Here is an 18,342-nt window from a genome sequence, read left to right as displayed (position 1 = left end):
GACGGACGCAGACCCGCACGTAGCGTCACGGCGTGACCAGCAGCAGCGAGCCCCGGCAGATCCGCTTCAACGCGTTCGACATGAACTGCGTCGCGCACCAGTCCTCCGGGCTGTGGCGGCACCCGCGCGACCGGTCGCGGGACTACCGCGACCTGACGTACTGGACGGACCTGGCGAAGACGCTCGAGGGCGGGGCGTTCGACGGCATCTTCATCGCCGACGTCCTGGGCACGTACGACGTGTACGGAGACTCGAACGAGGCCGCACTCCGCACGGGCTCGCAGGTGCCGGTCAACGACCCGATCCTGCTGGTGTCGGCGATGGCGTCGGTGACCGAGCACCTCGGCTTCGGGATCACGGCGGGTACGGCGTACGAGCACCCGTACCCGTTCGCTCGGCGGATCTCCACGCTCGACCACCTGACCAAGGGACGCGTCGGCTGGAACGTCGTCACCGGGTACCTGCCGAGCGCCGCGCGGAACATGGGGCAGACCGACCAGCTGTCGCACGACGACCGCTACGACGTGGCCGACGAGTACCTCGAGGTGCTCTACAAGCTGTGGGAGGGCTCGTGGGAGGACGACGCGGTCGTCGCCGACCGCGCGTCCGGCGTCTTCACCGACCCGGCGAAGGTGCACCCGATCGAGCACCACGGCAAGCACTTCGACGTGCCGGGCATCCACCTGTCCGAGCCGTCGGTGCAGCGGTCGCCCGTCATCTACCAGGCGGGCGCGTCGCCGCGCGGCATCCGCTTCGCAGCGGAGAACGCCGAAGCCGTCTTCGTGGGCGCACCGACCGTCGAGCAGCTCGCGTCGACCGTCGCGAAGGTCCGTGACGCCCTGGAGGCAGCTGGTCGCGACCGCTACGCCGCTCGCGTCTACACGCTGCTCACCGTGATCACGGACGCCACCGACGAGCTGGCCCAGGCGAAGTACGAGGACTACCTGTCGTACGCGTCGGAGCTCGGTGCGCTGGTGCTCAACTCCGGCTGGATGGGCGTCGACCTGTCGCAGTGGGACCTCGACGAGCCCCTCGGTGACGTCGAGTCGAACGCGATCCAGTCGGCCGCGGCCAACATCGCGGCGGCCACCGGCGAGGACGGCAGCTCGTGGACGATCCGCGACCTCGCCCGGCACACCGCGATCGGCGGCCTCGGGCCGGTCGCCGTCGGCGAGGGCGCGACCATCGCCGACCGGCTGCAGGAGATCCAGGAACGCACCGACGTCGACGGGTTCAACCTGGCGTACGCGGTGACCCCGGGCACGTGGGAGGACGTCATCGAGTTCGTCATCCCCGAACTCCGGGCGCGCGGGGCCTACCCGACCGGCTACGAGCCCGGTTCGCTGCGGCACAAGCTGCACGGGCGCGGTGACCGGCTGCCCGACGAGCACCGTGGGGCGTCGTTCAGGATCGGCAGCAGCGCGGTCGTAGGCTGACCGGGTGATCGAACCGTCCGTGTCCGTGCGTCCAGCGGCCCCGGACGAGGTGTCGGCGTGTGTCGACCTGTGGGTCGCAGCAGTCGCGGCACGGGACGGCGTTCCGGAGTCCGACGCGGTGCGGGCCGCGCGGCGTCGAAGTTCGCCGTGCCGCGGGTCGCCCTGCTCGTCGCTGCCGGAGCGGCCGGTGCGATCGACGGCTTCGCGCTCGTGACGGCGCCGGGGTCCGGGCGTCCGACCGACCCGTCCGACGCCGCCTACCTGTCGCTGCTCGCCGTCCGCCCGGACGTGCAGGCGCGGGGTGTCGGGCGTGCGCTCCTGGCCGCGTCGGTCGACGCGGCGTCGGCGGCGGGACACCCCGCGGTGGTCCTGCACGCACTCGCCGGCAACGAGCGAGCGCTGCGGCTCTACGAAGCCGGCGGGTTCCGGGCGGACGGGGTCGAGTTCCCGCACGCCCTGACGGGCGGGCCGACGCGGACGTACATCGCGACGGCCCCGGCGCGCTGAACGGTCAGACGCGCCACTTCGGTCGCGGGGCGTGGTCCTCGTACGACTGCCGACTCGGGTAGGTGATCAGCTCGATCGTCGATCCCCACGGGGTGCCGACGTAGACGAACCGGTTGCCGAACCCGCCCTCGTTGCCGCCCAGGTCCCGCGGGTCCGAGTACCGCTGGCCGCCCGCCGTCTCGATGTGCGACAGCGCGTGGTCGATGTCGTCGACGTAGAACGCCACGTGCTGCCAGCCGAGGTCGCTCGCGCGGACGGCCGGGCGCTGATCGGGGCCGTGGTACTCGAAGAGCTCGAGTCCCGGACCGTTCGGCAGCGCGAGCATCCGCAGCGCCCCCTGGGCCATGGTCTTCGGGATGCCGAGGCGGCGCTGGACGTCGGGTTCACCGCGGAGCGGTTCGCTCCGGAGGAACCGGTCGTACAGGGGGACGGCGTCGAGTCCCAGGACGAAGAAGTCGGTGGCCTGGTCGATGTCGGGCACGGTGAGGCCGATGTGGTCGATGCCGTGTGCGGTGCTGGGGGTGCCCGTCGGGGTGGTGACGGTTGCAGGACGTGTCGCGGTGGTGCCGGATGGGCGTGGCGCAGTGTGCATGGTGCCGTCTCCCCTGAGTTCGGCTCGGACGTGGATCACCCGAGTAGAACGGCTGCGCGCGGGGGAGGACAAGCGGAGCGCGGGACGCGTGCGGAGAACCGCCGCGATCGTGCGTGATCAGTCGACGGGGGTCCACGCCGGGTAGGTTGCCGAGCGTCCGTCGCCCGACGACCGCCGGGTGACGCGACGCTGCACCCACGGCAGGACGTGCTCGCGGTAGTAGCGGAGTTCCTCGGAGAGTCGGGTGCGACCGGTCTGTTCGGACGCCGGCTCGATCGGTGCCGGTCCGTCCTCGATCGCGTGCAGGGTGAGGTCGGCGACGCGTTGGTGGCCGGTCGAGTTCATGTGCAGTCGGTCGTCGGACCAGAACTCGGCACGGCGCAGGTGTGGATCACGGGACACGTCGACGAAGGGCAGGTCGTACCGGTCGGCGAGGTCGGCGAGGGCGTCCGCCCAGGCGTCACCGCGCGCGTTGATGAGGCGTCCGAGGGGAAGCCGGGCGCTCGGGTCGGCGGGGCTCAGCAGCGCCAACCGGACCCCGCGGCCCAGGACCGTCCTGACCGCTGCCTCGAGCGGGGCGGTGAGGGCGTGGGCGTCGAAGCGTGGCCGCAGCAGGTCGTTGCCGCCCGCGCAGAACGTGATCAGGGTCGGTGCGGGGTCGAGTGCGAGCGCCGCGTCGAGCTGCTCTCCGAGGACCCCGGCGAGCAGGCGCCCGCGGACCGCGAGGTTGGCGTACCGGACGTCTGCGTCGTGCGCACGGGCCATGCCGCTCGCGAGTCGACCGGTCCAGCCGGGGAACGGTACGGCGCCGGCGTCGCCGATGCCCTCCGAGAAGCTGTCGCCGATCGCGACGTAACGGATGGTGTCGGACATGGGGCCATCATCGTGCACATGTCTGTGCACGTTCTGGTGTGGAACGAGCGTTTCAGGAGAGCACTCACGACACACGACCGTTACACGAGGGAAACGGCGGGCGCGAAGAGGCTCCCTAGCTTCTGTGGTGGAGGCGATCACCGCCTCCCCCACCCCACTCCCTCGGAGGACGCCATGGCTACCGATCTCGTGACACCCGTCGCAGCGCCCCACGCCCCCACCACGACCGCCGCACCCGCTGGTGCCGGCGTCGTCAAGCCCGGGTACGACCCGGCCCTCACGAACGAGGACCTCGCCCCGCTGCGCAAGCAGAGCTGGACGAGCTACAACTTCTTCGCCTTCTGGATGTCCGACGTGCACTCGGTCGGCGGCTACGTCACCGCCGGGTCGCTCTTCGCACTCGGCATCGCGAGCTGGCAGGTGCTCATCGCCCTGGTGGTCGGCATCCTGATCGTGCAGGTCTTCGCCAACCTCGTCGCCAAGCCGTCGCAGCGCACCGGCGTGCCCTACCCGGTCATCAACCGTGCGGTGTTCGGGGTGCTCGGGGCGAACGTGCCCGCGATCATCCGCGGGCTGATCGCGATGGCCTGGTACGGCGTGCAGACGTTCCTCGCCGCGCAGTCGCTCAACATCATCTTCCTGAAGTTCATCCCCGCCTCGGCCGGGCTGCTCGACCACTCGTTCCTGGGGCTGTCGGCGCTCGGGTGGATCTCGTACGCCATCCTGTGGGTCGCGCAGGGGGCCCTGTTCTGGATGGGCATGGAGGCCATCAAGAAGTTCATCGACTGGGCGGGCCCGGCGGTGTACGTCGTGATGATCGCGCTGGCGATCTACCTCGTCAGCCAGGCCGGCATCGGCAACATCTCGTTCACGCTGTCGGTGGGGGAGCCGCTCTCGTTCGGTGCGTCGATCCCGGTCATGCTCTCCGCCGTCGCCCTGGTGGTCAGCTACTTCTCCGGCCCGATGCTCAACTTCGGTGACTTCTCGCGCTACGGCAGGTCCTTCGCGGCGGTCAAGCGGGGCAACTTCTGGGGCCTGCCGATCAACTTCCTGTTCTTCTCGGTGCTCACCGTGCTGTGCGCGAGTGCGACCGTGCCGGTGTTCGGCAAGCTCATCACCGACCCGATCGAGACCGTGCAGGCGATCGGCGCCCCGTTCGCGATCCTGCTCGGCGGCCTGACCTTCGTGACGGCGACGGTCGGCATCAACATCGTCGCGAACTTCATCAGCCCCGCGTTCGACTTCTCGAACGTCGCGCCGCGCAGGATCTCGTGGCGAGCCGGCGGCATGATCGCCGCGGTCGGCTCCGTGCTGCTGACCCCGTGGAACTGGTACGGCAACGACCAGGCCATCCTGTACACGCTCGGAGTGCTCGGTGCCCTCATCGGCCCGCTGTTCGGCATCCTGATCGCCGGCTACTACATCGTCGGGAAGCAGCGCATCGCCGTCGACGACATGTACACGAAGGACACCTCGGCCCGGTACTGGTACCGCGGCGGCTTCAACCCGAACGCCATCGGTACCCTCGTCGTCACCGGCGTGGTCTCGGTCGCCAGTGCGGTCCTGCCGCCCGCGCTCGGGATCCTGCCGGGGCTGAACAACTACAGCTGGTTCATCGGCTGCGGCCTGGGACTCGTGGTCTTCTGGGGCCTCGAGCGGGTCCGGCCGAGCATGCCGGAGCTCGCCTCGGACGACCCGACGGTCGACGACGGCGCCGCCGTCGGGCGAGCCTGACACGCCCCGCACCACCAGCGACACCCGCACCGCCCGCACCACCGGAAGGACCCCGATGCGCATCCGCGTCGTCAACCCGAACGCCACCGCCTCGATGACCCGCTCGATCGGCGTCGCCGCCACCGCGGTCGCCGGCCCGGGAACCATCGTCGAGGCGGTGAACCCCACGATGGGCCCGGCGTCGATCGAGAGCCACTACGAAGAGGCGCTCGCGGTGCCGGGGCTCCTCGAGCAGATCGCGCTCGGGGAGCAGGACGGCGTGGACGCCTACGTCGTCGCCTGCTTCGGTGACCCGGGCCTCGACGCCGCGCGGGAGCTCGCCGCCGGGCCGGTCATCGGGATCGCCGAGGCGGGCTTCCACGCAGCGGCGATGCTCGGGCGCCGGTTCGGCGTCGTGACGACCCTGGCGCGGACGACCGGACGGGCCCACGAGCTCGCCGAGCGCTACGGCTTCGCGTCGCTCGTCACCGAGATCCGGGCGTGCGAGGTCGCGGTGCTCGAGCTCGACGACCCCGCTTCGGGCGCACGCGCCCTGGTGATCGAGGAGTGCCGGGCCGTCATCGCCGGCGGAGCCGACGCGGTCGTGCTCGGCTGCGCGGGGATGGCGGACTTCTGCGCCGAGGTCTCGCGGGCGATCGGGGCACCGGTCGTCGACGGCGTCGCCGCGGCGACCGTGCTCGCCGAGTCGCTCGTGCGGCTCGGCTCTCGACGGGGAAGCACGGCGAGTACGCCACCCCGCCGACGAAGGCGATGTCAGGTCTGCTGGGGGGCTTCGAACGCCGGCCGGCGGCGGCCGCGACGGTCGGGGCGGGCGCATGACGGGCCTCCCGGCCGACGGCAGCACCGGGTCCCGCACCGACGTCGACACCGACACCGTCGCGGACCTCGTCCTGCGCGCAGACCGCGCCTGGATCGACGGAGCCTTCCGCCCCGCAGCGGTCGTCGTGCGCGACGGCCGCGTCGACGGCGTCCTGCCGGTCGACGCCGTGGTCCGGACGCTCGACGACCGCACCGTGCCGGACGACCAGGTCCTGCTGCCCGGCCTCGTCGACACCCACGTGCACGTCAACGAACCCGGACGCACCGAGTGGGAGGGCTTCGCGTCCGCGACCCGGGCCGCCGCCCTCGGCGGGGTCACGACCATCATCGACATGCCGCTCAACTCGATCCCCGCGACGACGACGGTCGAGGCGCTCGCCGTGAAGCGGGCGAGTGCCGAGGGGCGGGTCGCCGTCGACGTCGGGTTCTGGGGCGGGGCGGTCCCCGACAACGCCGGCTCGCTCGGCGCGCTGCACGACGCGGGCGTCTTCGGGTTCAAGTGCTTCACCGCGCCGTCCGGGGTCGACGAGTTCCCGCACCTGGACGCCGACCAACTGCGCGCCGCGATCGAGGAGGTCGCCCGGATCGACGCCCTGCTCATCGTGCACGCCGAGGACCCCGAGTTCCTGGTCGACCACGCCGCGCTCGGCGGGCACTACGAGGACTTCCTCGCCACCCGGCCGGTCGACGCCGAGCGGTCCGCCATCGCGCGGGTCATCGACGGCGCACGGGCCACCGGCGCGCGGGTGCACATCCTGCACCTGTCCGACGCCGGAGCGATCCCGATGATCCGCGCCGCGAAGGACGACGGCGTCCGGATCACGGTCGAGACCTGCCCGCACTACCTGTCGTTCGAAGCGGGGTCGATCCCCGACGGCGCGACCGAGTACAAGTGCTGCCCACCGATCCGTGACGACGCGAACCGCGACGCCCTGTGGGCCGGTGTGCTCGACGGCACGATCGACATGATCGTGTCGGACCACTCGCCGTCGACCGCCGACCTCAAGGTCGACGACTGGGGACTCGCCTGGGGCGGGATCGCCGGCCTGCAGGTCGGCTTCCGGGCCGTCTGGACCGAGGCCCTCCGCCGCGGCGTCCCGCTCGAGGCGCTGCTGCCGCTGTTCACGACCGGTCCGGCAGCACTCGTCGGCTTCCCCGACCGCGGGGTCATCGCCCCCGGCGCGCTGGCCCACTTCGCCGTGTTCGACCCGTCCGCCACGGCGGTCATCGACGTGGCCGGCCTCGCACACCGCAACCCGGTCTCCGCGTTCGCCGGCCTGGAGGCCCGTGGCCGCGTGACCGAGACCTGGCTGCGCGGGCGCGTGGTGGCGTCCACCGCGTCCGGCGTCACCGCCGTCGAGGGGCAGCTCGTCGCTGCGCCCGCGACCGCGGATGCCCGGGCCACCGAAACACGTCTGTAACGATCGTTCCGGTACGCTCGTGACCGGAACGGAAGGACCAACCATGCACCCCGTGAACCCGCCAGCCCGCCTCCTCATGGGCCCCGGCCCGATCACCGCCGACCCGCGTGTGCTCCGCGCCCTGTCGACCCCGCTCGTCGGGCAGTACGACCCGTGGATGACCTCCGCCATGACCGACACCCAGGAGCTCTACCGCGGTGTGTTCGGCACCACGAACGACGCCACCGTGCTCGTCGACGGCACCTCGCGCGCCGGGATCGAAGCGGTGCTCGTCTCCTCCTCGCACCCGGAGACCGCGTGCTCGTGCCGGTGTTCGGTCGGTTCGGGTACCTGCTCGCCGAGATCGCCGGCCGTGCCGGTGCCGAGGTCCACACCATCGAGACCGCGTGGGGGCAGGTGTTCACGCCGTCCGCGATCGAGGACGCCATCGTCCGCGTCCGGCCGAAGGTGCTAGCGATCGTGCAGGGCGACACCTCCACCACGATGAACCAGCCGCTCGACGAACTGGGCGCGATCTGCGAGCGGCACGGCGTGCTGTTCTACACCGACGCCACGGCGACCGTCGGCGGCAACCCGCTCGAGGTCGACGCGTGGGGCATCGACGCCGTCAGCGCCGGCCTGCAGAAGTGCCTCGGCGGCCCCTCGGGCAGCGCACCCGTCACCGTCTCGCCGCGTGCGACCGCCGTGCTCGACGAGCGCCGCAGTGTCGAGGCGGGCATCCGCGAACCCGGTGACGACGTCGCCGACGAGCCGATCCGCTCGAACTACCTCGACCTCGCGATGATCCTCGACTACTGGGGTCCACGGCGGCTGAACCACCACACCGAGGCCGCGTCGATGCTCTACGCCGCCAACGAGTGCGCCCGCATCCTGCTCGACGAAGGGCGCGAGCAGGCGATCGCTCGGCACGAACTCGCGGGCCGCGCGATGCTGCAGGGCGTCCAGGCGCTCGGGCTCGGGGTGTTCGGTGACGTCGCACACAAGATGCACAACGTCGTCGCCGTGGAGATCCCGTCCGACGTCGTCGGCGACCAGGTCCGTGGTTCGATGCTCGACGACCACGGCATCGAGATCGGCACCTCGTTCGGACCGCTCCACGGCAAGGTCTGGCGCATCGGCACCATGGGCTACAACGCCCGCAAGGACACCGTCGTGACGACCCTCGCGGCCCTCGAGCACGCGCTCCGCCGGGCGGGGCACGCCGTCCCGCACGGCGGTGGGGTCGACGCGGCCCTCGACGCCTTCGCCGGTGCGCCGGTCGGGGTGCTGGCGTGAGCTCGGCCCCGGTCGTGACCGCCACCGCCCTGGGCACCGCCGACGCCGAGCTCGTGGCGCGCTGGTGCGACGAGCTCTCCCTGGTCACCGAGGAGACCGGTCGGATCACCCGCGTGTACCTGTCGCCCGAGCACGCCCGCGTCAACGGGATCGTCGCCGGGTGGATGCAGGACGCCGGACTCACCACCTGGCAGGACGCCGCCGGCAACCTGCACGGACGGGTCGACGGCGCGACGCCCGACGCCCCCGTGCTGCTGCTCGGCTCGCACCTCGACACCGTGGTGGACGCCGGCCGCTACGACGGGATCGTCGGGGTCCTGATGGCCATCCGCACCGCTGCGCGACTGACGGCCGCGGGACCGTTGCCCGTCGCGCTCGAGGTCATCGCGTTCTCCGACGAAGAGGGGACGCGGTTCGGCAAGGCCCTGCTCGGGTCGTCCGCCGTCGCCGGGGTGTGGGACGAGTCCTGGTGGGACCTGGCGGACGGCGACGGCGTCACCCTGCGCGAGGCCTTCACCCGGTTCGGGCTCGACCCGGCCCGGGTGGGTGACGCAGCGGTCGACCCGACGACGCTCGCCGGGTACCTCGAGGCGCACATCGAACAGGGTCCGTACCTCGAGCAGGCCGGTCAGGCGCTCGGCGTCGTCACGAGCATCGCGAGCGCCCGACGCTTCTCGGTCGAGGCCGTCGGCGAGGCCCGGCACGCGGGCGGGACCCCTACGAGCGCCGCCACGACGCGCTGCTCGCCGCGGCCGAGGCGGCCTCGCCGTCGAACGCATCTGCCGCGCGTCGCACCACGTCGGCACCGTCGGCACGATGACCGTCGAACCGGGCGCGGTGAACGTGGTCCCCGGGCTCGCGCGGTTCTCGGTTGACCTGCGCGGCGAGTTCGACGACGAGCCGCGACGCGGTCTGGGACGAGCTCACGAAGGCGTTCACGGTGATCGGGGAACGGCGCGGGGTCAGCGTCACGCCGACCGAGGTGCACCGGGCACCGGCGGTGTTCTGCGCGCCGCGGCTGATGGACGCCGTCCGCGCCGGCATCGAGTCGACGGGCGAGGCCGCGCCGATTGAGCTGTTCTCGCGAGCTGGACACGACGCCATGTCGCTCGGGCTCGTCACCGACGTCGCGATGCTGTTCCTGCGCAACCCGGACGGCATCAGCCACCACCCGGACGAGTTCGTCTCGACGCCCGACATCGCGCTCGGGCTCGACGCGCTCGCCGTCGCGGTGGAGCGGGTGGCCCGGGCATGAGCACCGCCGGACCGGACGTCCGCGCCCGCATCGACTCCGTCTGGGAGCAGCTCTCGCCCGCCGAACGCCGCGTCGCCGCGATGGTCCGGCACGACCCGGAACTCCTGCTCGTCGGCACCTCGGCCGAACTCGCCGCCGAGTCGGGCACGTCGAAGGCCACGGTGTCCCGACTCGTCCGGTCGCTCGGGTTCCAGGACGCGGCCGAGGTCCGGCAGAACCTGATGTCCGCGCGCGGCTCCGGTCTGCCGTGGGTGGCGGAGGACGCCGCCCACGTCGACCAGCGCGCCGTCGAGGCCCGCAACCTCGACGCGGCCTTCGCCTCGCTGGCCCGTGCCGATCGTCCGCGACTCGCGCGCCGCATCGTCCGCGCCCGTCGCGTGCTCGTGTTCGGGGAGCGTGGCGCCTACCCGGTGGCGCTGCAGCTCCGCGCGCAGCTCGCCCAGGTCCGCTCCGACGTCCGGGTCGGTCCGGCACCGGGGCAGCGGCTCGGCGAAGAGGTCGCCGACCTCGACCGCCGTGACCTCGTGGTCCTGGTGACCGTGCGTCGGCACACGGCCGGGGTCGACCGGATCGTGCGGCACTGCGTGTCGACCGGCGCCGACGTCGTCGTGCTGGGCGACCCGACCGCAGCCGTCATCGCGGCACCGGCGAACACCGCGATCCTGTGCCCGGTCGATTCGCCGGCGGCGTTCGACTCGATGGCGGCCCTGTTCGCGGTCGTCGCGGCCATCGCGAACGACGTGTACGAAGCCTCGGGACCGGCCGGCCGCGCGCGGGTCGACGCGGTGGCGAGTGCCTACGACGCGCTGGGGGAGCTCGCAGCGCCCTGACCGTCGGGGCCGTCGTGGCCGTCGGCGTGCAGCTCGGTGGCGAGCGACGCGTTGCGCTCACGGATGAGCCGCGGCAGGTAGCGCTCGAGGGCGACGACCTCGGCCAGACGACCGAGCGGGCCGAACGGTGCGCGGAACGTGATGGTGTCGACCATGCGCGTGCCGCCGGCCGACGGCTCGAACCGGTGCTCGTGGTGGAAGCGGGCGAACGGCCCACGCACCTGTTCGTCGACGAACCGGTGTGGGGCCTCCAGGCTGGTGATCGCACTCGTCATCCGCCAGACGATCCCGAAGTGCCGCGCACGCCAGGTGACGGACTCGCCCAGGCCGATCGTGCCGGACGTCGTGCCGGCGACGGCGCGCTCGTCGGTCGCGGCCATCGACCGCTCGTGCGCGCCGATGTCGAGCGACAGCGCGAACGCGCGCTCGGGCGGTGCCGCGAGCTCGGTCACCACGCGGAACGTCACCGTCACGACGCGGGCCAGACCGTCGGCGTCGAGCGGTCGTCATCGTGCAGAGCAGCCGCGATGAGCTGGTCGTGGCGTCGTCCGCGGTGGAACACGCCGGACCGGAGCCGTCCCTCGTAGCGGAGCCCGAGCCGCTGCGCGATCGCCGCGGACGGGGCGTTCGCCGCGATCGCCCGCCACTGCACGCGGACGAGCGCGAGTCCGTCGGGCGACGGCGCGAACGCCCACGCCAGGACGGCGGCTGCGGCCTCGGTCACGAAGCCGTGGCCGCGACCGTCCGGGTGCACGGCGTAGCCGACCTCGGCCGCGCCGTCGACGAACCCGAACAGTCCGATCGTCCCGAGCAGCCGGAGGTCGTCGGCTCGCCGGATGCCGAACTCGTAGCGGGAGTCCGTGGACCAGCCCGCGCGCACGACGTCGGTGATCCAGTGGTGCGCCTCGGCGTGGCCGTACGGCACCGGTACCGGTGTGTAGGCGACGACGTCGGGATCGTTCGCGTAGGCGATGACGTCCTCCGCATCGGACGGTTCCGGCACGGAGAGCACCAGGCGATCGGTCCGGAGGGTGACGGGGTCCACGGACCGAGCCTAGCCACGGGGACGTGCGCGGTACCGTCGGGAGCATGACGTTCGACGCGATCCCGTTCCCGGTCATCGACGGCCACAACGACCTGCCCTGGGAGCGCCGCGAGACCCACGACTCCGGGGTCGAGGGCATCGACACCGAGGTCGACTCGCTGCACACCGACTTGCCGAAGCTCCGCGCCGGTGGGGTCGTCGGCCAGTTCTGGTCGGTCTTCGTGCCCGTCGACGAACCGGACCCCGTGCGGACGACGCTGCAACAGATCGACCTGGCGCACCGGATCATCGCGCGGTACCCGGAGTCGCTCGCACTCGCCCGGACGGCGGCCGAGGTGCGGGCGGCGGTCGAGTCCGGCCGGATCGCGTCGCTGCTCGGCGCCGAGGGCGGGCACTCCATCGGCGACGACCTGGCGGTGCTCCGCGACTTCGCCCGACTCGGCGTCCGGTACATGACGCTCACGCACAACGACGACACCCCCTGGGCCGACTCGGCGACGGGCTCGCGTCCGCACGGCGGGCTGACCGACCGCGGCCGACAGGTGGTGGCCGAGATGGAACGGATCGGCATGCTCGTCGACCTGTCCCACACCGCACCGGCGACCATGCGGGACACCCTCGACGTCGCCACGCAGCCCGTCGTCTTCAGCCACTCGTCCACCGTCGCGGTCGACGACCACCCGCGGAACGTGCCGGACGACGTGCTCGCCCGGTTGTCGGACAACGGCGGCATCGTGATGATCACGTTCGTGCCGAAGTTCGTCTCACGCGACTGGGCGGACTGGGAGGACGCCGGCTCGGTGGGGGAACCGCCGCTCGTGGCGGTGTCGGACGTCGCGGACCACGTCGAGCACGCCCGCGACCTCGCCGGCGCAGCACACATCGGCCTCGGCGGGGACTACGACGGCACCCCGGTGCTGCCGCCGGACCTGCGCGACGTGTCCCGGTACCCGGTGCTCGCGGCCGAGCTGCAGCGGCGCGGGTGGGGAGCGGATGACCTGCGGGCGCTCGCCGGGGGCAACGTGCTGCGGGTCCTCGAGGCGACCGACGGGCGGTTCGCGCGGACGGCGTTCGTGCGCTGAGACATCGTCAATAGGTCAACAGCCTGTTGACCGACCGGCATCGAGCGCCGGAGTCAACCGTAGGTAGGGAACTGCGGCCAGCCCTCGGGGCTGTCCTCCCAGTCCTGCTGGCGGCCGTACGCGGTGCGGTCCATGATGTGCGCGACCGGCAGGATGGCCTCGGTCCCACGCGATCCGGTGGCGTACGTCAGGTAGGGCACTCCGTCGCGCAGCAGGTAGTACGAGTAGCCCGGCACCGGACCGTCGTAGTCGTCGTGGTGCAGGGTCCACCCCCAGTCGTCGTGGTAGCTCGTGGCCCCCGACGACACCCACCGGTGCGGCCAGCCGCGCAGCTCCCGCCAGCGCTCGAGCTTCTCGATCGGGGCCTGCGAGACCATGGCGAACGCGATCCCTTCGTCGTCGAGCCGGCCCGTGTTCGCCGGCAGGTTGTCCACCGCCCAGGTGCAGCTCGGGCAGCCGTCGTCCCAGTCGGGCGCGAACATCACGTTCTGCACGAGGAGCAGGTAGCGGCCGTCGAACAGCTCCGAGAGCCGGACCGGGCCGTCGGCGCCCTGGAACTCGTAGTCCTCCACCTGGACCATCGGGAGTCGGCGGCGGGCGGCGGACACCCGGTCGCCGTGCCGGGTGAGTTCCTTCTCGTCGCGGACCTGGGTGGCGAGTGCCTCGTCGAACGCGGCACGATCGACCACGGGCGGTGCGGCCTCGGGTTGCTGCAGCTTGGACATGGCGACCTCCTCGTCGTTGCCCGGCACCGTACGCCCAGGTGGGCCACACGGCAACGGGGGACCGACGCCGTGGACAGGACCACCTGGGGTCCGGTCGCTAGGATCGGGCGCACACCGCGCCTCCAGGAAGAGCGATGCGCGACCTGACCCGATGAGGACGGACCGGATGAGCGGCACGATCTACGACAACATCTCCCAGGCGTTCGGCAACACCCCGCTCGTCAAGCTGAACCGGCTGCCGAAGGCGGGCGGCGCCGAGGTGCTGGCCAAGCTCGAATTCTACAACCCCGGCGCCAGCGTGAAGGACCGCCTCGGCGTCGCGATCATCGACGCGGCCGAGCAGTCCGGCGACCTGCAGCCGGGCGGCACCATCGTCGAGGGGTCGTCGGGCAACACCGGCATCGCCCTCGCGCTCGTCGGTGCGGCCCGCGGGTACAAGGTGATCATCACGATGCCGGAGACGATGAGCGTCGAGCGTCGTGCGGTGATGCGCGCCTACGGTGCCGAGATCGTGCTCACCCCCGGTCCCGAGGGCATGAAGGGCGCGGTCGAACGCGCCACCGCGATCGTCGACGAGACGCCCGGAGCGATCCTCGCCCACCAGTTCGAGACCGCCGCGAACGCCGCGATCCACCGGAAGACCACCGCTGAGGAGATCCTGCGCGACACCGAGGAGCACGTCGACGTGTTCGTCGCCGGCGTCGGGACCGGTGGCACGATCACGGGTGTCGGCCAGGTGCTCAAGGAGCGCGTGCCCGGCGTGCAGATCGTCGCGGTCGAGCCGAAGGACTCCCCGCTCCTGACCGAGGGCAAGGCCGGACCGCACAAGATCGCGGGCATCGGTGCGAACTTCATCCCCGAGGTCCTCGACCAGTCCGTCATCGACGAGGTGTTCGACGTCGAGCTCGACGACGCCCTGCGTGTGGCGCGGGCGCTCGCGACCGACGAGGGCATCCTCGCCGGCATCTCGTCCGGTGCGATCATCCACGCCGCACCTCGAGATCGCCGCACGACCCGAGAACGCCGGCAAGCGCATCGTCGCGATCGTCTGCGACACCGGGGAGCGCTACCTGTCGACGGTGCTCTTCGAGGGACTCACTGCGTGAGTCGTCCCGTCCGACGGGGCGTGCTGCGGACGGTCCGGGAGGACCTGGCCGCGGCACGCCGCGGCGACCCCGCCGCCCGTGGTGACCTCGAGAACGCGATCGTCTACTCCGGGCTGCACGCCATCTGGACCTACCGTGTGACGCACCGGCTCTGGCTCGCCAGGAGCCTGCCCGGAGCTCGGTTCGTCGCACGGGTCATCGGCCAGGCAGCGCGATCGGTGACGGGCATCGAGATCCACCCCGGCGCCCGCATCGGACGACGGTTCTTCATCGACCACGGCATGGGCGTCGTGATCGGGGAGACCGCGGTGATCGGGGACGATGTCGTGCTGTTCCACGGGGTGACCCTGGGTGGGCGCGGCGGCGACCACGGCCCAGGAGCCCGACGGCACCCGGTGGTCGGCGACCGCGTCGTGCTCGGCGCGGGATCGTCCCTGATCGGGGCGATCAGCATCGGGCAGGACTCCGTCGTGGGTGCGAACACCGTGGTGACGAAGGACGTCCCCGCGGGGTCGGTCGTCACCGGGGTCGCCGGGGTCGCCCGCCCGAGGTCCGGGCACGAGGGCGTCCCGACGCTCTGACGGGTGCGCGCCGCAGCCTCCGCGTCAGCTCTTCTCGCAGGCGATGCCGTCCTTGTCGCGGTCGAGTTTCGCGTTCGCCTTGTACAGGGCGTCGTCCTTCTTCACCGTGCCCTTGAGCGCACGGGTCGTGGTCTTGCCGCCGGAGACGACCTTGTTCTTCGTGACGGACTTCTTCGCGATGCCACCCGAGTACACCTTGTGCACCGCCGTGCAGTTGGCGTAGGTCTTCGGGGCGGCCTGCGCGGTGGAGGTCCCACCGACGACGACGGTGGTGGCGAGGACTGCGGTGGCGGCGGCGATGCCGAGGGTACGGATGATGCGCACGGGTTCCCCCTGGAACGAGTGGGTGATCGCCGGAGCGACCGCCGCGTCGGGTACGCGGCGAGCTGATCCTACGATGTGAACGACGCTCATGACATGCCCCCGAACAGGTCCGATCCGCGAGCCGCGGTGTCGGGCGTCTGGGGCATGCTGGGTGCATGGACGGCGCGCAGTTGCACGAGATCGCGAGTCGCACCGCGATGGGCCTGCCCGCGGTGTTCGAGACCGAGCCCTTCGGCGAGGGCGCCGTCGTCTACAAGGTGGTCGACAAGATGTTCGTGATGACGAGCGAGCTCCGGGGGTGCCGATCGTCAACCTGAAGTGCGCGCCGCCGCACGGGGCAGCACTCGTCCGCGACCACGCCGAGATCACACCGGGGTGGCACATGAACAAGCGCCACTGGATCACGCTCGCTCCCGGCGACGGCATCGACGAGACCCTGGTCGAGGACCTCGTCGCGAACGCCTACGACCTGGTCGTCGCCGGGTTGCCCCGCGCGAAGCGGCCCTCGACCCGACGCGCGGCGACTGATCAGGAGCTGGCGGCTGCCGAGGAGCTGGCGGCTGCCGAGGACCGGGCGAGCACCTTCGACACGTCGCGGACGACCTTCGGCGCGAGTCGCTCCCCGGACTCGAGCACCGCACGGGCACGCTCGGGGGTGAGCCCCGCGAAGACCTCGCCGATCGTCACGCCGTGCTCCGGCCGGTACGTCACGACGACCGGGTCGCCTGCTGCCACCGGGCCGGACTTCACGACCCGCAGGTACGCGCCCGGACGGCCTTCCTCGGTGAACCGCCGGACCCACTTGTCGACGCCCATCCGGCGCGCGAACGTGCCGCACGGGATCCGTGGGATCGTCACCTCGAGCTCCAGCGTCTCGCCGATGCGCCACCGCTCGCCCGTCACGGCCCCGGTGACGTCGACACCCGTGGTCCGCAGGTTCTCGCCGAACATGCCCGGCGGGATCTCGCGCTCCAGCGACGCGGCGAAGTACGCGGCGTCCTCGTCGGCGTAGGCGTACACGGCCTGGTCCTCGCCACCGTGGTGCTTCCGGTCGGCCTGGACGTCGGCGTACAGCCCGAGCGGTCGGACCCGGACCCTCCCGTCGACCGGACGCTTGTCGATGGCGGTGACGCCGATCGTGCCGGAGTCGGGCAGGAGGCGGTCGACGCGGCAGACGGCGGTGACGAGCGACATGCCACAACTCTGGCGCAAGTGTGACGAGAAGTGTGACGATCCGCCGTCCTCGCGCGTCCCATCAGCGACCGACCTCGTTCCCAGCCCCGACCAGTAGAAGGAAAGCGTGCACCACCAGTCCCTCGCCGAGCTCGACGACGCGGTCCTCGCCGGCCGGTCGTCCGATGGCGACGTCCGGGCCTTCGAGGTCCTGATCCGCCGCTACACACCGCTCCTGCGCGCCTACGCCCGTCGGACCCTGGGATCGACCGACGAACTCGACGACGTCGTGCAGGAGACCTTCATCACCGCGTGGGACCGCCTGGACCGGCTCGAGGACCACGCCAAGGTGAAGTCCTGGCTGATGCGGATCCTCAGCCGGAAGTGCCTGGACCGCATCCGGGCCCGACGGTTCCACGACGACGTCACCGAACTCGAGGTCGCCGCACCCGCCGACGACGCCCCGGACCGGGTCGCCGAAGCCCGCTCTCGCGAGGAAGCGGCGGAGGCGGCGCTCGCCGAACTGCCCGAAGCCCAACGACGCTGCTGGATCATGAAGGAGGTGCTCGAGTACAGCTACGACGACATCGCCGCCGAACTCGACCTGCCCCCGTCGACGGTCCGCGGACTCCTGTCCCGAGCGAGGAAGAACATGATCCGACTCATGGAGGGATGGCGATGAGCGACCTCGACGCACTCGAACTCGACGACCTCGACGGCCACTCCATCGACGAGCTCGCCGACTACCTGGACGCCGGCATGCAGCCGCCGGACCCCACCATCGACGGCTCACCCGCGTGCCAGAACGCCCTCGCGGCGATCCTGCGGGTGCGGCACGCGTCGCTCGGGTCGCTCGAGGCCGCCGCCCGCGACGAAGCCCCGGCCGACGAGTCGTGGATCGGCGGGGTGCTCGCCAACATCTCGTTGGAGTCCCGCTCCGGACGGGACGTCCCGCTCCGAGCGCAGTCCGAGTCGGAGCGCCCGGTGATGACCGAGGGAGCGATCCGGTCGCTCATCCGCCGGACCGGCGACGGTGTTCCCGGCGTCCTCGTCGCCCGGTGCCGGCTCGACGGCGACGTCACCGAACTCGCCGCACCGGTCCGCGTGGTCGTCGAGGTCGCGATCATGTCCGGCCCGTCGATCGTCGCGACGGCGGACCTGGTCCGCACCGGGGTCGCCCAGGCGCTCGCCGAGCAGACCGACCTGGTCGTCGAGTCGATCGACGTGGTGGTCCGCGACCTGCTCGAACCGCAGCCCGACGCCGACGACCCACACACCGACACCGACACCGACACCGACACCGAGGGGACCCGATGAGCACCACCGACGACACCCTCGCCGCGATCGAACAGGCCGTGGTCGACGTCCCCGGCGTCACCGACCTCTACCGTGCCCGCCCGACCGTGGCCAGCACGGTCAGCGCCGTCCGCGGCATGGCGTCCAGCACGACCCCGCACGCATCGTGGTCGACGACGGCGTCCTGCGGGTCGTCATCGGCACCGACGGACACCGCCCCGCGCCCGAGGTCGCCCGCGCCGTGCACGACGTCGCCCTGACGGCGGCG

21 protein-coding genes and 3 pseudogenes are annotated in these 18,342 nt (G+C 71.9%); 17 read left to right on the top strand and 7 right to left on the bottom strand.

The window, feature by feature from the left end; all coding sequences use genetic code 11:
- The first annotated feature begins 32 nt into the window (after positions 1-32).
- Positions 33-1,436, top strand: a complete 1,404-nt coding sequence (locus tag ACZZ0J_RS07065; RefSeq protein ID WP_463435926.1) for an LLM class flavin-dependent oxidoreductase — start codon at positions 33-35, stop codon at positions 1,434-1,436.
- Positions 1,437-1,583: 147 nt separating this feature from the next.
- Complete coding sequence (locus tag ACZZ0J_RS07060; RefSeq protein WP_463435924.1) at positions 1,584-1,943, top strand: GNAT family N-acetyltransferase; 360 nt, start codon at positions 1,584-1,586, stop codon at positions 1,941-1,943.
- 4 nt (positions 1,944-1,947) lie between these two features.
- On the opposite strand, the gene ACZZ0J_RS07055 is transcribed toward ACZZ0J_RS07060, so the two are convergent.
- Entirely contained in the window at positions 1,948-2,535 is a 588-nt protein-coding gene (locus tag ACZZ0J_RS07055) for a VOC family protein (RefSeq protein ID WP_463435922.1), read from the bottom strand.
- 117 nt (positions 2,536-2,652) lie between these two features.
- Positions 2,653-3,408 carry an SGNH/GDSL hydrolase family protein gene (locus tag ACZZ0J_RS07050; protein ID WP_463435920.1) on the bottom strand — a complete coding sequence of 252 codons (756 nt, stop codon included), beginning with the start codon at positions 3,406-3,408 and terminating at the stop codon, positions 2,653-2,655.
- 174 nt (positions 3,409-3,582) lie between these two features.
- On the opposite strand from ACZZ0J_RS07050, the gene ACZZ0J_RS07045 reads away from it, so the two are divergent.
- From ACZZ0J_RS07045 to ACZZ0J_RS07015, 7 genes and pseudogenes are all read left to right on the top strand, one after another.
- Positions 3,583-5,142, top strand: a complete 1,560-nt coding sequence (locus tag ACZZ0J_RS07045; protein ID WP_194646545.1) for an NCS1 family nucleobase:cation symporter-1 — start codon at positions 3,583-3,585, stop codon at positions 5,140-5,142.
- A gap of 55 nt (positions 5,143-5,197) precedes the next feature.
- Positions 5,198-5,761, top strand: a pseudogene (locus tag ACZZ0J_RS07040) (aspartate/glutamate racemase family protein); the annotation flags it as partial.
- Between the two features lie 196 nt (positions 5,762-5,957).
- Positions 5,958-7,382, top strand: a complete 1,425-nt coding sequence (gene allB, locus ACZZ0J_RS07035; RefSeq protein WP_463435918.1) for an allantoinase AllB — start codon at positions 5,958-5,960, stop codon at positions 7,380-7,382.
- Positions 7,383-7,679: 297 nt separating this feature from the next.
- Positions 7,680-8,657 (top strand): pyridoxal-phosphate-dependent aminotransferase family protein, encoded by a 978-nt coding sequence (locus ACZZ0J_RS07030; protein ID WP_463435916.1) that lies wholly within the window; start codon positions 7,680-7,682, stop codon positions 8,655-8,657.
- Complete coding sequence (locus ACZZ0J_RS07025; RefSeq protein WP_463435914.1) at positions 8,654-9,532, top strand: M20/M25/M40 family metallo-hydrolase; 879 nt, start codon at positions 8,654-8,656, stop codon at positions 9,530-9,532. Before ACZZ0J_RS07030 ends, ACZZ0J_RS07025 begins: the two co-directional genes overlap by 4 nt.
- Complete coding sequence (locus tag ACZZ0J_RS07020; protein WP_463435912.1) at positions 9,529-9,912, top strand: M20/M25/M40 family metallo-hydrolase; 384 nt, start codon at positions 9,529-9,531, stop codon at positions 9,910-9,912. Before ACZZ0J_RS07025 ends, ACZZ0J_RS07020 begins: the two co-directional genes overlap by 4 nt.
- Entirely contained in the window at positions 9,909-10,742 is an 834-nt protein-coding gene (locus ACZZ0J_RS07015; RefSeq protein ID WP_111084374.1) for a MurR/RpiR family transcriptional regulator, read from the top strand. Before ACZZ0J_RS07020 ends, ACZZ0J_RS07015 begins: the two co-directional genes overlap by 4 nt.
- Here ACZZ0J_RS07015 and ACZZ0J_RS07010 read toward each other — a convergent pair.
- Both ACZZ0J_RS07010 and ACZZ0J_RS07005 read right to left on the bottom strand, forming a co-directional pair.
- Positions 10,709-11,215 carry an SRPBCC family protein gene (locus tag ACZZ0J_RS07010; protein ID WP_463435909.1) on the bottom strand — a complete coding sequence of 169 codons (507 nt, stop codon included), beginning with the start codon at positions 11,213-11,215 and terminating at the stop codon, positions 10,709-10,711. The two genes, ACZZ0J_RS07015 and ACZZ0J_RS07010, sit on opposite strands and share 34 nt — an antisense overlap.
- Positions 11,212-11,787, bottom strand: a complete 576-nt coding sequence (locus ACZZ0J_RS07005; protein ID WP_463435907.1) for a GNAT family N-acetyltransferase — start codon at positions 11,785-11,787, stop codon at positions 11,212-11,214. Before ACZZ0J_RS07005 ends, ACZZ0J_RS07010 begins: the two co-directional genes overlap by 4 nt.
- A 44-nt stretch (positions 11,788-11,831) precedes the next feature.
- Here ACZZ0J_RS07005 and ACZZ0J_RS07000 point away from each other — a divergent pair, with 44 nt between their 5' ends.
- Positions 11,832-12,869, top strand: a complete 1,038-nt coding sequence (locus ACZZ0J_RS07000; protein WP_463435905.1) for a dipeptidase — start codon at positions 11,832-11,834, stop codon at positions 12,867-12,869.
- 53 nt (positions 12,870-12,922) lie between these two features.
- Here the strand turns inward: ACZZ0J_RS07000 and ACZZ0J_RS06995 are convergent, their stop codons facing one another.
- Positions 12,923-13,594 (bottom strand): DUF899 family protein, encoded by a 672-nt coding sequence (locus ACZZ0J_RS06995; protein WP_463435903.1) that lies wholly within the window; start codon positions 13,592-13,594, stop codon positions 12,923-12,925.
- 166 nt (positions 13,595-13,760) lie between these two features.
- Here ACZZ0J_RS06995 and cysK point away from each other — a divergent pair.
- Together cysK and epsC are read left to right on the top strand one after the other, a co-directional pair.
- Positions 13,761-14,700: pseudogene (gene cysK / locus ACZZ0J_RS06990) on the top strand (cysteine synthase A).
- Positions 14,697-15,281: a serine O-acetyltransferase EpsC gene (epsC, locus tag ACZZ0J_RS06985; protein WP_463435901.1), complete on the top strand. Its 585-nt coding sequence runs from the start codon at positions 14,697-14,699 to the stop codon at positions 15,279-15,281. Before cysK ends, epsC begins: the two are co-directional and overlap by 4 nt.
- 24 nt (positions 15,282-15,305) lie before the next feature.
- On the opposite strand, the gene ACZZ0J_RS06980 is transcribed toward epsC, so the two are convergent.
- On the bottom strand, positions 15,306-15,605 hold the full coding sequence (locus ACZZ0J_RS06980) for an excalibur calcium-binding domain-containing protein (RefSeq protein WP_323749075.1): 300 nt from the start codon (positions 15,603-15,605) through the stop codon (positions 15,306-15,308).
- Positions 15,606-15,760: 155 nt separating this feature from the next.
- Between ACZZ0J_RS06980 and ACZZ0J_RS06975 the strand changes: the two genes are divergently transcribed.
- A complete protein-coding gene (locus ACZZ0J_RS06975) occupies positions 15,761-15,922 on the top strand; it encodes an MmcQ/YjbR family DNA-binding protein (RefSeq protein ID WP_463435898.1) in 162 nt (53 codons plus the stop codon).
- Positions 15,904-16,017: pseudogene (locus ACZZ0J_RS06970) on the top strand (MmcQ/YjbR family DNA-binding protein); the annotation flags it as partial. The gene ACZZ0J_RS06975 and the pseudogene ACZZ0J_RS06970, both read left to right, overlap by 19 nt.
- A gap of 116 nt (positions 16,018-16,133) precedes the next feature.
- Here ACZZ0J_RS06970 and ACZZ0J_RS06965 read toward each other — a convergent pair.
- Positions 16,134-16,799 (bottom strand): MOSC domain-containing protein, encoded by a 666-nt coding sequence (locus ACZZ0J_RS06965; protein WP_463435896.1) that lies wholly within the window; start codon positions 16,797-16,799, stop codon positions 16,134-16,136.
- A gap of 106 nt (positions 16,800-16,905) precedes the next feature.
- On the opposite strand from ACZZ0J_RS06965, the gene ACZZ0J_RS06960 reads away from it, so the two are divergent.
- Genes ACZZ0J_RS06960 through ACZZ0J_RS06950 form a run of 3 tightly spaced genes read left to right on the top strand, consistent with a single transcriptional unit; the run spans position 16,906 to position 18,334 of the window.
- Complete coding sequence (locus ACZZ0J_RS06960) at positions 16,906-17,460, top strand: RNA polymerase sigma factor (RefSeq protein WP_194646520.1); 555 nt, start codon at positions 16,906-16,908, stop codon at positions 17,458-17,460.
- Positions 17,457-18,095, top strand: coding sequence for a hypothetical protein (locus tag ACZZ0J_RS06955; RefSeq protein WP_463435894.1), 639 nt, complete (start codon positions 17,457-17,459; stop codon positions 18,093-18,095). Before ACZZ0J_RS06960 ends, ACZZ0J_RS06955 begins: the two co-directional genes overlap by 4 nt.
- Positions 18,092-18,334 (top strand): hypothetical protein, encoded by a 243-nt coding sequence (locus tag ACZZ0J_RS06950; RefSeq protein ID WP_463435892.1) that lies wholly within the window; start codon positions 18,092-18,094, stop codon positions 18,332-18,334. The genes ACZZ0J_RS06955 and ACZZ0J_RS06950 overlap by 4 nt, the downstream gene beginning before the upstream one ends.
- Positions 18,335-18,342: the final 8 nt, after the last annotated feature.

It is taken from the genome of Curtobacterium sp. AC272, from assembly GCF_979258155.1.
This window is presented reverse-complemented; position numbering and strand designations above follow the sequence as displayed.

What these genes read in the sequence shown, in the direction of transcription:
- ACZZ0J_RS07055 (WP_463435922.1), bottom strand. Translation starts at nt 2,535, where the DNA reads ATGCACACTGCGCCACGCCCATCCGGCACCACCGCGACACGTCCTGCA.
- ACZZ0J_RS07050 (WP_463435920.1), bottom strand. Translation starts at nt 3,408, where the DNA reads ATGTCCGACACCATCCGTTACGTCGCGATCGGCGACAGCTTCTCGGAG.
- ACZZ0J_RS07045 (WP_194646545.1), top strand. Translation starts at nt 3,583, where the DNA reads ATGGCTACCGATCTCGTGACACCCGTCGCAGCGCCCCACGCCCCCACC.
- allB (WP_463435918.1), top strand. Translation starts at nt 5,958, where the DNA reads ATGACGGGCCTCCCGGCCGACGGCAGCACCGGGTCCCGCACCGACGTC.
- ACZZ0J_RS07015 (WP_111084374.1), top strand. Translation starts at nt 9,909, where the DNA reads ATGAGCACCGCCGGACCGGACGTCCGCGCCCGCATCGACTCCGTCTGG.
- ACZZ0J_RS07000 (WP_463435905.1), top strand. Translation starts at nt 11,832, where the DNA reads ATGACGTTCGACGCGATCCCGTTCCCGGTCATCGACGGCCACAACGAC.
- ACZZ0J_RS06995 (WP_463435903.1), bottom strand. Translation starts at nt 13,594, where the DNA reads ATGTCCAAGCTGCAGCAACCCGAGGCCGCACCGCCCGTGGTCGATCGT.
- ACZZ0J_RS06975 (WP_463435898.1), top strand. Translation starts at nt 15,761, where the DNA reads ATGGACGGCGCGCAGTTGCACGAGATCGCGAGTCGCACCGCGATGGGC.
- ACZZ0J_RS06965 (WP_463435896.1), bottom strand. Translation starts at nt 16,799, where the DNA reads ATGTCGCTCGTCACCGCCGTCTGCCGCGTCGACCGCCTCCTGCCCGAC.
- ACZZ0J_RS06955 (WP_463435894.1), top strand. Translation starts at nt 17,457, where the DNA reads ATGAGCGACCTCGACGCACTCGAACTCGACGACCTCGACGGCCACTCC.
- ACZZ0J_RS06950 (WP_463435892.1), top strand. Translation starts at nt 18,092, where the DNA reads ATGAGCACCACCGACGACACCCTCGCCGCGATCGAACAGGCCGTGGTC.